This is a genomic window from Leifsonia sp. NPDC080035 (assembly GCF_040050925.1).
In the GTDB taxonomy this organism is placed as follows: domain Bacteria; phylum Actinomycetota; class Actinomycetes; order Actinomycetales; family Microbacteriaceae; genus Leifsonia.
On sequence record NZ_CP157390.1, the window covers coordinates 3,378,402 to 3,391,026 of the forward strand.

Sequence of the window (12,625 nt, forward strand, 5' to 3'; positions counted from 1 at the left end):
CGATGGCCGGCCAGGAAGAGCCGGACGCACGCCGTGCCACGAGCAGGCAGCGCCCGAGCAAGGATTACGGAGGGACCCGCAAGGGTCGCCTCCGACGGAGAGTACCCGGCGAGCGGGGAACCGCCGCCGGTCGAGGAGTGCACCAGCGATGGTGGAAAACGAGAATACCGACAGCACGAACACCAACAACGAGACGGAGACAGGGGGACGCAGGCGACGGGGGCTCTTCGGGAGCCGCCGTGCGACGCGCGCGGGTCTTCCCGCCTCGGGCGAGGTGAACGACGCCCGCACCTCCGCTGCGGACGCGGGTGCACCGCCCGTCCCCGCCGCGCAGGGCGGCACCGGTCAGCAGGACCCGTCGCAGGACGCCGCTGACGCGGCAACGCCTGCCGGCGCCGCGGCACCGAGCGCGCCCCCCGCGCACGAGCCGCCCGCGCTCCCGCAGCCGCTCGGCGACGAGGCGCCCAGCCGTCCGGCGGCTCCGGGCCTGCCTCCGACGACGCTGCTGTTCCAGGCCCCCGACATCCTGCCGCTCCCGCCGCTGCCCGACGACGAAGAGGAGGCGTCCGGCAGTGTCCGCCGCCGCTCCCGCCGCCGCGCAGGCGAGACGGGGCGCAACGACGCGGGCGACCCCGCGAACACGGTCGTCAAGGTCCGTGCGCCGCGCGAGCCGGAGCTGATCACCGAGCCGCAGAAGGTCAAGGGCTCCACCCGGCTCGAGGCGAAGAAGCAGCGCCGCCGGGATGGACGCGACGCCGGCCGTCGCCGCACGGTCATCACCGAGGCCGAGTTCCTCGCCCGCCGCGAGTCGGTCGACCGCCAGATGATCGTCCGCTCCAAGGGCGGCCGCATCCAGATCGGCGTGCTCGAGGACAAGGTCCTCGTGGAGCACTACGTCGCCCGCTCGCAGGAGGCGTCGCTCATCGGCAACGTCTACCTCGGCCGCGTGCAGAACGTCCTGCCGAGCATGGAGGCCGCGTTCGTCGACATCGGGCGCGGCCGCAACGCCGTGCTCTACTCCGGCGAGGTGGACTGGGACGCGGTGGAGACCGGCAACCAGCCGCGCCGCATCGAGCTGGCCCTGAAGCCGGGCGACCGCGTGCTCGTCCAGGTCACCAAGGACCCTGTCGGCCACAAGGGCGCCCGCCTCACCAGCCAGATCTCGCTTCCCGGCCGCTACCTCGTGTACGTGCCGAACGGCTCCATGAACGGCATCAGCCGGAAGCTGCCTGACACCGAGCGCGCCCGGCTGAAGAAGATCCTCAAGGAGGTCCTCCCCGAGAACGCGGGCGTGATCGTGCGCACCGCTGCGGAGGGCGCGACGGAGGAGCAGCTCACGCTCGACGTGAACCGCCTGACCGCGCAGTGGGCGGACATCAGCACCCAGGTCGAGACCCAGCAGGCGCCCGCGCTCCTGCACAGCGAGCCCGACCTGCTGATCAAGATCATCCGCGACGTCTTCAACGAGGACTTCCAGAAGCTGGTCATCGCCGGCGACGACGCGCGCCAGGCGATCGAGAGCTACCTGCGCCAGGTCGCCCCGGACCTGCTCGACCGCATCGAGCCGTACACGGGCGACAAGGACGCGTTCGACGAGTACCGCATCACGGAGCAGATCGAGAAGGCGCTGGAGCGCAAGGTCTGGCTGCCGTCCGGCGGCTCGCTCGTCATCGACCGCACCGAGGCGATGACGGTCGTCGACGTCAACACCGGCAAGTTCGTCGGCTCCGGCGGCAACCTCGAGGAGACCGTCACCAAGAACAACCTCGAGGCCGCGGAGGAGGTCGTCCGCCAGCTGCGTCTGCGCGACATCGGCGGCATCATCGTGGTCGACTTCATCGACATGGTGCTCGAGTCCAACCGCGACCTCGTGCTCCGCAGGCTCGTCGAGTGCCTGAGCCGCGACCGCACCAAGCACCAGGTGGCGGAGGTCACCTCGCTCGGTCTGGTGCAGATGACCCGCAAGAAGCTCGGACTCGGCCTGCTGGAGACCTTCAGCGAGGCGTGCGAGGTCTGCGCCGGCCGCGGTGTGATCGTGCACCACGACCCGGTCGTGAAGCACCGCCAGCCGCAGCAGCAGAACGGCGGCGAGCCGCGCCGTCGTGGCCGCGGCGGCAACGGGGGAGGCGGAGCGGGTGCGGCGCCGAGCGCGCAGCACTCCGGCAACGGCACACACGCGATCACCGACGACGCGAAGAACGCGCTCGCCCAGATCGCCGCGTCGACCATCCACCCGCACGAGGTGGACGGCGAGGCGCCGAGCGCTCCCGCTGCCGAGGTGGTCGAGCAGGCGCCGAAGAAGCGCCGCCGCAAGAGCAAGAGCGCCCAGCAGGCCGAGCAGAAGCCGGAGGCGCACCAGGCGCCCGACGGTGCGGAGCCGGCCGAGCGCCACGCTTCCGACGCCGGAACGCGGGATGCCGACGAGACCGCCGCGACGCCGGCCGCCGAGGAGGCGGACGCGAACACCTCGGTGCCGCTGATCGACCTGCCGGAACCGGCGCACACGGCGCCCGCGCAGCGACCGTCCGCTGTGGAGACCGAGCTGCTGCTCGACTCCGTGCTCGACTCCCTGCCCCAGCCCAAGCAGCCCGGTCAGGGCCGTAGCCGCAGCCGCAGGGCCAGCACCACCGTCATCGCCGGCGGAGAGATCCCCGGCGGCACCGAGTCCTGAGCGTCCCGGTCAGCGCCCGCCTCCCCGTCCCCGGCGTTCGCGCTCGGGGACGCGGAGGCCGCTGGCGATGAGCCGGCGCACCAGCTCCTTGCCCGGCACGGGCGTCGCTCCCGCGGCGACAAGCTCGTCGTAGCGGCGGTCGGGGACGTCGTAGTGGTCGAGGTCGAACGCGCGCGCCTGGATGCCGTTCGCGGCCGCGAAGGCGTGCAGCTCGTCCAGCGACGCGTCGCTGACCAGATGCGACCACAACATGCCGTGGGCGGGCCATGCCGGGGGATCGATCAGGACCGTCATAGAATGATTCTAGGAACCGGTGCCGTCGATGGTGCCGGACGGTCCCACCGCCCCCTGCTGAATTGACGCAGTGTGTGGCGTCGGGTAAAGTTGACCGTTGGTGTGTGTCGGGTGCTGCCCGGCCATCCACACGGTTTTCTGAGAGCCACCCGCTGCACGATGCGGCGGGTGATGGGCTCACCAGTAACTCCCCCTGAACAGCAAAGAGCAGGACCAGATCCACGGCGTCGCCTCACGGAACTGTTCCCCGACGAAAAAGGTAGAGACAAGTGGTTTACGCAGTTGTGCGCGCCGGTGGCCGGCAGGAGAAGGTCGAGGTCGGCACCATCGTGACGATGGACCGCATCAAGGCCGACAAGGACGGCAACGTCGAGCTGGCCGCTGTGCTGCTTGTCGACGGTGACAAGATCACCTCCGACGCCAAGTCCCTCGCCAAGGTGAAGGTCACGGCGGAGGTCCTCGGCGACCTGCGCGGCCCGAAGATCGTCATCCAGAAGTTCAAGAACAAGACCGGCTACAAGAAGCGCCAGGGCCACCGCCAGGAGCTCACGCGCGTCAAGATCACCGGCATCAAGTAGCCGCTAGCGGACCTTCGAGGAGAAGAAGACATGGCACACAAAAAGGGAGCGAGCTCCACTCGCAACGGTCGTGACTCGAACGCGCAGCGCCTCGGCGTGAAGCGCTTCGGCGGCCAGACCGTCAACGCCGGCGAGATCCTCGTCCGCCAGCGCGGCACCCACTTCCACCCCGGCGTGAACGTCGGCCGCGGTGGCGACGACACCCTGTTCGCCCTGGCGGCGGGCGCCGTCGAGTTCGGCAACAAGGGCGGCCGCAAGGTCGTCAACATCGTGGCCGCCGAGGTCTGAGCCTCGGCCACAACCACGTGAGGATGGGCGGGCTTCGGCCCGCCCATCCGTCTTTCAGCAAGCGTTAGGAGCAGTACCCATGGCAACGTTCGTGGATCGCGTGACGTTGCATCTGCGCGCCGGCAACGGCGGCAACGGGTGCGTCTCCGTCCGTCGCGAGAAGTTCAAGCCGCTCGCCGGCCCCGATGGGGGCAACGGCGGCGACGGCGGCGACATCGTCCTGGTCGCCGACCCGCAGGTGACGACCCTGCTCGGCTATCACCGGCACCCGCACCGTTCCAGCGACAACGGCGGGTTCGGGATGGGCGACCACCGCAGCGGTCACACCGGCGAGGACCTCGAGCTGCCCGTGCCCGTCGGGACCGTCGTGAAGTCGGCCGACGGCGAGGAGCTCGCCGACCTGACCGAGCCCGGGATGCGCATCGTCGTCGCACCCGGCGGCGTCGGCGGCCTCGGCAACGCCGCCCTCGCCAACCCGAAGCGCAAGGCGCCCGGTTTCGCGTTGCTCGGAACGCCGGGCTGGGAGGGCGACGTCCTCCTCGAGCTGAAGACGGTCGCGGACGTGGCGCTGGTCGGCTACCCGTCCGCGGGCAAGTCCAGCCTGATCGCGGCGCTCTCCGCGGCCAAACCGAAGATCGCTGATTACCCGTTCACCACACTGCACCCGAACCTCGGCGTCGTTCAGGCGGGCGACGTGCGCTACACGATCGCCGACGTCCCCGGTCTGATCGAGGGCGCCAGCGAGGGCAAGGGCCTCGGCCTCGAGTTCCTGCGGCACGTCGAGCGGTGCTCCGCGCTGCTGCACGTCCTGGACTGCGCCACCCTCGAGCCCGGTCGCGATCCGCTGAGCGACCTCGAGGTCATCCTCGGCGAGCTGGCCGCGTACCCCGTTCCGGAGGGCCAGCCGCCGCTGCTCGAGCGGCCGCAGCTCATCGCGCTGAACAAGGTGGACGTGCCGGACGCCAAGGAGCTGGCCGACTTCGTCCGAGGGGACCTCGAGGCCCGCGGCTACCGCGTCTTCGAGATCTCCGCGGTCAGCCACGAGGGGCTGCGTCCGCTGTCCTTCGCCCTCGCCGAACTGGTCGAGGAGGCACGGAAGGCCCAGGCCGCCATCGAGGAGGCGCGCCCGCGTATCGTGATGCGGCCGAAGGCCGTGGACGACTCCGGCTTCGTCGTCAAGGTCGAGGGCGGCTCCGACGGCCCGGTCTACCGGATCCTGGGCGCCAAGCCCGAGCGCTGGGTGGCGCAGACCGACTTCGCCAACGACGAGGCCGTCGGCTACCTCGCCGACCGGCTCGCCAAGCTGGGAGTGGAGGATCAGCTGGTCAAGGCGGGCGCCGTCGCCGGCTCCACCGTCGTGATCGGCCGGGACAACGGCGTCGTCTTCGACTGGGAGCCCACGCTCACCTCCACCGCGGAGCTCATCACCTCCCCGCGCGGCAGCGACGCGCGCATCGACGTGAACGCGCGTCCCACCCGCGCGCAGCGCCGCGAGGACTACTTCGACCGGATGGATGCCAAGGCCGAGGCGCGCGCCGAGCTGCTCCGCGAGCGCGAGGCCGGCCTCTGGCAGGACGACGAGTACGATGACGCGGCCGCCGACGAGGCCGAGAGCGAGGAGACGGGCAGGGAATGACGATCGACGACCGCAGCCAGGTCCCCGCCGCCCGACGCATCGTCGTCAAGGTCGGCTCCTCGTCCATCAGCGGCGAGAACGCGGGACAGATCGGGCCGCTGGTCGACGCCCTCGCCGAGGCCCACGGCCGCGGCACCCAGGTCATCCTCGTCTCCTCCGGCGCCATCGCGACCGGCATCCCGTATCTCCAGCTGGAGGCGAGGCCCACCGACCTCGCCACGCAGCAGGCTGCGGCCGCCGTCGGGCAGAACGTGCTCATCTACCGCTACCAGGACAGCCTCGACCGGTTCGACATCGTCGCCGGCCAGGTGCTGCTCACCGCGGGCGACATGGAGAACCCGACGCACCGCAGCAACGCGAAGCGGGCGATGGAGCGGCTGCTCGACCTGCGCATCCTGCCCATCGTCAACGAGAACGACACCGTCGCGACCCACGAGATCCGCTTCGGCGACAACGACCGGCTCGCGGCGCTCGTCGCGCTGCTGGTGGAGGCGGACCTGCTCGTGCTGCTTTCCGACGTCGACGCGCTGTACACCAAGCCGCCGCAGGAGCCCGGCGCCGAACGGATCGCCCAGGTCGGCTGGGACGACGGGCTCGAGGGCGTCGAGATCGGCGCGACCGGGCTCTCCGGCGTCGGCACCGGCGGTGCGCTCACGAAGGTGTCCGCGGCCCGGCAGGCCGCCGAGCGCGGCACGGCCGTCATCCTGACGGCCACGTCGCTGGTCTCCGAGGCGCTGCGCGGCGAGCCCGTCGGCACCTGGTTCGCACCGGCACCGGCCACCGCCGCAGAGGACGCCGCCGCCGCGTCCTAGCCGCGCCCTAGAATTGACGCATGTCGCAGACCACCGCAGCAACGACCCTCGCCGAACGGCTGAGCGCGGCGAAGCGCGCGTCCATCGAGCTGGCCACCGCCACCACCGATCGGAAGGATGCCGCGCTGCGGGCGATCGCCGATGGCGTCCTCGCCGCGGCGGACGAGATCCTCGCCGCCAACGAGCTGGACCTGGCGAACGGCCGCGAGAACGGCCTGAGCACCGGCCTGCTCGACCGGCTCACACTGAGCCCGACGCGGCTGCAGGGCCTCGCCGACGCGGTGCTCGACGTCGTCGGCCTGACGGACCCGGTCGGTCAGGCGGTCCGCGGGAGCGCCCTGCCGAACGGCGTGCGGATCACCCAGGTGCGGGTGCCCTTCGGCGTGGTCGGCGCCATCTACGAGGCGCGGCCGAACGTCACCGTCGACATCGCGGCCCTCGCCGTCAAGAGCGGCAACGCCGTGGTGCTCCGTGGCGGCAGCGCGGCCATCAACACGAACCGGGTGCTCGTCGGCGTCATCCAGGACGCGCTCGCCTCCGCGGGCCTCCCCGGGGACGCCGCGCAGACGATCGACGACTTCGGCCGCGACGGCGCAACCGAGCTGATGCGCGCGCGCGGCTTCGTGGATGTGCTCATCCCGCGGGGGAGCGCCGACCTGATCCGCACCGTCGTCACCGAGTCCACGGTGCCGGTGATCGAGACCGGGGCTGGTGTCGTGCACATCCTGCTCGACGAGAGCGCGCGAGAGGACTGGGCGGTCGACATCGTGCGCAACGCCAAGGTCCAGCGGCCGAGCGTCTGCAACGCCGTCGAGACCCTGTTGGTGCACCGCGCGGCGGCCGAGCGGCTGCTCCCGCCCGTGCTCGGCGCGCTTGCGGATGCGGGTGTCACGATCCACGCGGACGAGACCGCGCTGCCATACGCGCCGGGCGGTGTCGCGGTCTCCGAGGAGGACTACGCGACCGAGCACATGAGCCTCGACATCTCGGTGCGCGTGGTGGACGACCTGGATGCGGCGATCGCGCACATCCGCCGGTACTCCACCCAGCACACCGAGGCGATCGTGACCAACGACCTCGCGAACGCCGAGCGGTTCCTGAACGAGGTCGACTCCGCTGTGGTGATGGTCAACGCGTCCACCCGGTTCACCGACGGCGGCGAGTTCGGGTTCGGCGCGGAGGTGGGCATCTCCACGCAGAAGCTGCACGCGCGCGGCCCGATGGGGCTTCCGGAGCTCACCAGCACCAAGTGGATCGTGCGCGGGTCGGGTCAGATCCGCGCGTGACCGACCGCTAGACTGGATCCGGCTTCGCGCCACAGCGCCTTCGAAATACAGCGCACCGAAAGGAACGAACACGATGTCCCACCTGACGACCGTCCTCGCCGCAGCGGAGGCACACGTCGAACTGCCGATGCCCACGTGGGCCTTCGGCGTCATCGCCATCGTGGTCTTCCTGCTTCTCCTCGGCGTCTGCTGGAGCTACAAGGACGTCGCCAACCGCCACGGCCACCGCTCGGCGGCGGATGCGGCAAGCCACGCTGGCGCCCCGGGCGCGACCCACCACGGCACCGGGCACCCGACCCAGGGACACTGAGCCGCCGCGGCATGGAGCTGACGGAGAAGAGCCGCCCGCGCATCGGCGTGATGGGCGGCACCTTCGATCCCATCCACCACGGCCACCTGGTCGCCGCCAGCGAAGTCGCGCAGTCGTTCGACCTCGACGAGGTCGTCTTCGTCCCCACCGGGCAGCCCTGGCAGAAGGGTGCGGTCACACCCGCCGAGCACCGGTACCTGATGACGGTCATCGCGACCGCGTCCAACCCGCGCTTCACGGTCAGCCGCGTCGACATCGACCGCGCGGGCGCCACGTACACGATCGACACGCTCCGCGATCTGCACGAGGAACGGCCGGACGCCGAACTGTTCTTCATCACGGGAGCCGACGCCATCGCCCAGATCCTCAGTTGGCGCGATGTTGAGGAGCTCTGGAAGCTCGCACACTTCGTTGCTGTGAGTCGTCCGGGACATGACTTGAGTATTTCTGGATTGCCGAAACAGGACGTAAGCTTGTTGGAAGTTCCGGCCCTGGCGATCTCGTCCACTGACTGCCGGAGCCGGGTGAGCAGGGGATTCCCGGTCTGGTACCTCGTACCTGATGGCGTCGTACAGTACATCTCCAAACACCACTTGTATCGGAGCGTGGCATGAGTTTGTGGCCTGAACAGCCATCGAATGCGAGCCAGCCGCCTCAGACACGGCGGCAGGCTCGAGAGAGCGAACGGCAGGCGGCACGTCGTGCCGGCACCGCCGAACCGACGCCGGCGGGCGAGATCCCCGATGTCACGACGAGCTTCCGCGCCGGCGAGCCCGAGCGGCCCGCTCCGACCGATGAGGCGCCGGCCATCCCGGCGACCGCGTTCGCCGATCCCGGTGTGCACAGCCCGAGCCGTCCCACGAGCAGCTCCGGCGGCTTCGACGACCTCGTCTTCGACTCCGGCTCCGGTGCCGGGCCCGCGAAGCGCGACGACGCAGCGCCCGCACCCGATCTGTTCCGGCAGGTCTCGGACCCCTCGACGCCCGAGCCGGTCACGCAGCCGGTCGGCGTCGTGCCTGCCACGCCCTCCACGGCGGGGGAGCGCACGCTCACCCGTCGGGAACTGCGCGCGATGCTGCAGGCCCAGGAGGCGAACCAGCAGGTCAACAACGCCGCTCCGGTGACCGACGCCGTCTTCCCCGTGACCTTCACGCCCGACGACGACGCGCCGGCGGCCGCTCCCGCGACCCCGGCGCCCGCACCGACACCGGCCGCACCGTCCGGTGACACCAGCGTGAAGACGGCGTGGCCGTTCAGCGCGGGCGGTGCAGATGCACCCGCCGGTGCCGCTCCGGCCGGTGCCGCTCCGGCGCGGCCGTCGAACGGCCCCGATACCGCGGTGACGCAGTCGGCGACCTCCGCGTTCACGGCCCTGGGCATCCCGACGCCGTGGAAGGACGAGGAGAAGCCCGCCGCCGGTGTCGAGGCGCCGGATGCGCCGGATGCGCCCGCCGCGTCGCCCGAGGAGCGTCGTCCCTTCACCCCGCCGACCGGGCACTGGTCGACCGCGGCCGAACTGGACGACAAGAACGCGCCGGTGACCTCGCGCAACGTCGCCCACTCGACGGCCGCGACCACGACGAACGCGCTCATCCTGCCGAGCCTGCCTCAGGCGGACGCGACCGGTCCGCTCACCAGCACTGGTGAGATCCTCGTGACCGGCTCGATCGACCTCCCGCGCGGCCTCGGCGCCACCGGCGCGCACCCCGACCGCATCGACTCCTCCGACATCGACCGTCTCCTCGACGGCGAGGAGAACGAGTTCAACACGTCCGAGGTGGCGCCGGTGCGCGCGTCGCGCGCGATCAGCTCGCACACCTCCACCCGTGGCGTGATCACCCCTCCCAAGAAGCGCGGCAACACGCTGCCCGTCGTCCTGATGGTGGTCGCGGGCGTCCTCGCCGTCGGCGTCATCGGCCTCTTGGTCGCCGCGTACGCGCTCCACCTCTTCTGATGACCCGCTCGACCCCGAAGGACCTTTTGTGACCGCATCCCAGCACGCCCGGGACATCCTGCAGATCGCGGCCGCGGCCGCCGACGCGAAGGGCGGCTCGGATCCCGTCGCGCTGGACGTCTCGGGGCCGCTGCCGCTGACCGACGCCTTCCTGCTCGTCTCCGGTCGGGTGGAGCGCAACGTGATCGCGATCGCGTCCGAGGTGGAGGACCGGCTGAACGAGGCGGGCGTCCGCACGCTGCGCCGCGAGGGCAAGGCGGAGGGCCGCTGGGTGCTGCTCGACTTCGGCGACCTGGTCGTGCACGTCTTCCACGAGGAGGACCGCATGTACTACGCGCTCGAGCGGCTCTGGAAGGACTGCCCGGTGATCCCGGTCGAGCTCCCGGTCCACGAGCGCGCAGAGTAGCCACCCGCCGCGCCACCTGCTTCCGGCGATCGAGGGGTCGCGACATGCCGCCACGCGCGAGCGCACGCGGCGTGTCGCGACCTCTCGTCGGCTCGGCCGGTGTGTACACGCCCGGGATGCCCGCTCGATTTTCGTCGCGCCGCGGGCGTGTAGTACGCTGAATGAGTTGCCCCGGAGAGCATCCGGGAAAACGAACGGTAATTTCATACGGGTCTGTGGCGCAGCTGGTAGCGCACCTGCATGGCATGCAGGGGGTCAGGGGTTCGAGTCCCCTCAGATCCACCAACAGAAGCCCGGCTGTCGCGAGACGCGAGAGCCGGGCTTCGTCGTTGGTGGGGAGACGTGGCGTCGGACGTCGCCCGCCCTATGATTCACGGATGCGCATATTCCTCGCCGGCGCCACCGGCGTCATCGGAAGCCGCCTCGTTCCGTTGCTGGTCGCGGACGGGCATGAGGTGCTCGGCATGACCCGGTCGTCGGCGAAGTCGGGCGCGCTGGAGGCGCAGGGCGCTACGGCCCTCGTCGCAGACGTCTACGACGCCGACGGGCTCGTGTCGGCGGTGACGGCCTTCCGCCCCGACATCGTGCTGCACGAGCTGACCGACCTACCGGACTCGGCGGCGCAGCTCGGCGACTTCCGACCCGCGAACGCGCGGATCCGAATCGAGGGGACGCGCAACCTCCTCCGCGCCGCCTCGGCCGCGGGCACCGACCGCGTGATCGCTCAGAGCATCGCGTGGACGTTGCCTCCCGGTGAGGGGGCTGACGCGGTCGCCGAGCTCGAACGGACCGTGCTCGGCTTCAGCGACGGCTCGGTCGTGCTGCGCTACGGGCAGTTCTACGGGGAGGGGACGTTCTACCCCGACGCGCTGCCCGACGGGCCGCGCGTGCAGATCGACACCGCTGCCCGTCGCACGATGGAGGCGCTCCGGGGCCCGGGCGGCATCAGGACCATCGTGGATCGCTGACCCGCCCCGCGCCGATGCAACGGCTGGCGGCCGACCAGTCGGTAGGATTTGGCGCAGCACCCTGTTCCGAACGCGAGAGGCCGGGATGACCGATCTGCCACGCCGACACCAGCGCGCGAAGGGTTCACCGGCCGTGCGTCACGGACGGCTGCCGCGGCGGCGCGTCGCGTCGTCGGTCGCGAAACTGCTCGCCGGTGTGGTCGCAGTCGCGCTGGTCAGCACCGTCTCGGTCGCCGCCTACGCGGTCTGGGACGTGTCCCGGTCCGTGAAGACCGGGGTGAAGCTGGTCGCGCTGCCCGGTCACTCGGCACTGCCGCAGGACATCCCGAACGTGGGCGCCATCGAGGGCGGTGTGAACCTCTTGCTGACCGGGACGGACAGCCGCTCCGGGCTGGGCGGAATCTACGAGCTCCCGGAGGAGCAGGACGCGAGCAGCGGCGCCGGCAACAACGACGTGACGATGCTGCTGCACATCGCGCAGGACCACAAGAGCATGATGGTCGTCAGCTTCCCACGCGACATGATGGTCGAGATCCCGGACTGCCCGGCGCCGAACGGCGACGGGACGGTGTACGGCTCCGACAACGCGCAGTTCAACACGGCGCTCTCCCGCGGCGGCCTCGCCTGTGCGGTGCTCACCGTGGAGCAGCTGACCGGGGTGCAGATCCCGTTCGCGGCGACGGTCAACTTCGCCGGGGTCAGCGCGATGTCCAAGGCGGTCGGGGGCGTTACCGTCTGCCTCGCCTCCCCGGTGGTCGACGAGCACACCAACCCGCCGCTCGACCTCCCCGCCGGCAACAGGACCCTCGTCGGCGACGAGGCGCTCTCGTTCCTGCGCAGCAGGTACGGCGTCGGCGACGGCAGCGACCTCGGCCGCATCTCCAACCAGCAGGTGTTCCTCTCCGCGCTCGCCCGCAAGATCGTCAGCGGCGGTGTGCTCGCCAATCCCGTGCAGCTCTACGCCCTGGCGAAGGCGGCCGTCGCCAACGTGACGCCCTCCGAGTCGCTGCGCAACCCGACCACGCTGGTCGAGATCGCACTGGCGGTGAAGGACACCGGGCTGCAGAACATGGTGTTCCTGCAGTACCCGACGGTCGGGGATCCGGACAACGTCAACCGCGTCGTTCCGTCGTACGCGGCGGAGGCGGTTAACGAGGCCCTGGTGAAGGACCAGCCCGTGAAGCTGACCGGCAGCACCGGCAGGGCGGCCGAGGACCCGACCGCGACGGCGACGCCCGCTCCCACCGACACGGGATCCCCGCCTCCCTCCACGGACACAGCCACGCCGCCGCCGTCCGGTGCAGCGCCGACGCCGACACCCACGGGAACCGGTGCCGTCGAGCTGCCGGACACGGTCACCGGCCAGACCGCGGCCCAGCAGACGTGCACCAAGGGCAACAACTGACGCTCCGGGCGACCTGG

13 protein-coding genes and 1 tRNA gene are annotated in these 12,625 nt (G+C 70.9%); 13 read left to right on the forward strand and 1 reads right to left on the reverse strand.

The genetic code is table 11. The features are described 5' to 3' along the window. Positions 1-148 precede the first annotated feature (148 nt). The gene (locus AAME72_RS16395) at positions 149-2,671 is read left to right on the forward strand and encodes an Rne/Rng family ribonuclease (protein WP_348787604.1); all 2,523 of its coding nucleotides are present in this window, start codon (positions 149-151) and stop codon (positions 2,669-2,671) included. Positions 2,672-2,680: 9 nt separating this feature from the next. On the opposite strand, the gene AAME72_RS16400 is transcribed toward AAME72_RS16395, so the two are convergent. Beyond that, positions 2,681-2,965 carry a DUF4031 domain-containing protein gene (locus AAME72_RS16400; protein ID WP_348787605.1) on the reverse strand — a complete coding sequence of 95 codons (285 nt, stop codon included), beginning with the start codon at positions 2,963-2,965 and terminating at the stop codon, positions 2,681-2,683. A 269-nt stretch (positions 2,966-3,234) separates the two neighbouring features. Between AAME72_RS16400 and rplU the strand changes: the two genes are divergently transcribed. The 12 genes from rplU to AAME72_RS16460 all read left to right on the forward strand — a co-directional run bounded on the left by rplU (position 3,235) and on the right by AAME72_RS16460 (position 12,608). After that, entirely contained in the window at positions 3,235-3,543 is a 309-nt protein-coding gene (gene rplU, locus AAME72_RS16405; RefSeq protein WP_055916382.1) for a 50S ribosomal protein L21, read from the forward strand. A gap of 30 nt (positions 3,544-3,573) precedes the next feature. Further along, positions 3,574-3,831 carry a 50S ribosomal protein L27 gene (gene rpmA, locus AAME72_RS16410; protein ID WP_314149437.1) on the forward strand — a complete coding sequence of 86 codons (258 nt, stop codon included), beginning with the start codon at positions 3,574-3,576 and terminating at the stop codon, positions 3,829-3,831. 79 nt (positions 3,832-3,910) lie between these two features. Then, the gene (obgE, locus tag AAME72_RS16415) at positions 3,911-5,467 is read left to right on the forward strand and encodes a GTPase ObgE (RefSeq protein WP_348787606.1); all 1,557 of its coding nucleotides are present in this window, start codon (positions 3,911-3,913) and stop codon (positions 5,465-5,467) included. Continuing rightward, complete coding sequence (proB, locus tag AAME72_RS16420; RefSeq protein ID WP_348787607.1) at positions 5,464-6,279, forward strand: glutamate 5-kinase; 816 nt, start codon at positions 5,464-5,466, stop codon at positions 6,277-6,279. The genes obgE and proB overlap by 4 nt, the downstream gene beginning before the upstream one ends. Positions 6,280-6,299: 20 nt before the next feature. Continuing rightward, the gene (locus AAME72_RS16425) at positions 6,300-7,565 is read left to right on the forward strand and encodes a glutamate-5-semialdehyde dehydrogenase (RefSeq protein ID WP_348787608.1); all 1,266 of its coding nucleotides are present in this window, start codon (positions 6,300-6,302) and stop codon (positions 7,563-7,565) included. Between the two features lie 73 nt (positions 7,566-7,638). Next, entirely contained in the window at positions 7,639-7,875 is a 237-nt protein-coding gene (locus AAME72_RS16430) for a hypothetical protein (RefSeq protein WP_348787609.1), read from the forward strand. 11 nt (positions 7,876-7,886) lie between these two features. Beyond that, positions 7,887-8,489, forward strand: coding sequence for a nicotinate-nucleotide adenylyltransferase (gene nadD / locus AAME72_RS16435; RefSeq protein ID WP_348787610.1), 603 nt, complete (start codon positions 7,887-7,889; stop codon positions 8,487-8,489). Beyond that, positions 8,486-9,829 (forward strand): hypothetical protein, encoded by a 1,344-nt coding sequence (locus AAME72_RS16440; RefSeq protein WP_348787611.1) that lies wholly within the window; start codon positions 8,486-8,488, stop codon positions 9,827-9,829. Before nadD ends, AAME72_RS16440 begins: the two co-directional genes overlap by 4 nt. A gap of 28 nt (positions 9,830-9,857) precedes the next feature. Then, positions 9,858-10,235, forward strand: a complete 378-nt coding sequence (gene rsfS, locus AAME72_RS16445; protein WP_348787612.1) for a ribosome silencing factor — start codon at positions 9,858-9,860, stop codon at positions 10,233-10,235. Positions 10,236-10,444: 209 nt separating this feature from the next. Beyond that, a tRNA-Ala gene (locus tag AAME72_RS16450) sits at positions 10,445-10,520 on the forward strand. Between the two features lie 92 nt (positions 10,521-10,612). After that, a complete protein-coding gene (locus AAME72_RS16455; RefSeq protein ID WP_348787613.1) occupies positions 10,613-11,203 on the forward strand; it encodes an NAD-dependent epimerase/dehydratase family protein in 591 nt (196 codons plus the stop codon). An 85-nt stretch (positions 11,204-11,288) separates the two neighbouring features. After that, positions 11,289-12,608, forward strand: a complete 1,320-nt coding sequence (locus AAME72_RS16460; protein ID WP_348787614.1) for an LCP family protein — start codon at positions 11,289-11,291, stop codon at positions 12,606-12,608. Positions 12,609-12,625 lie beyond the last annotated feature (17 nt).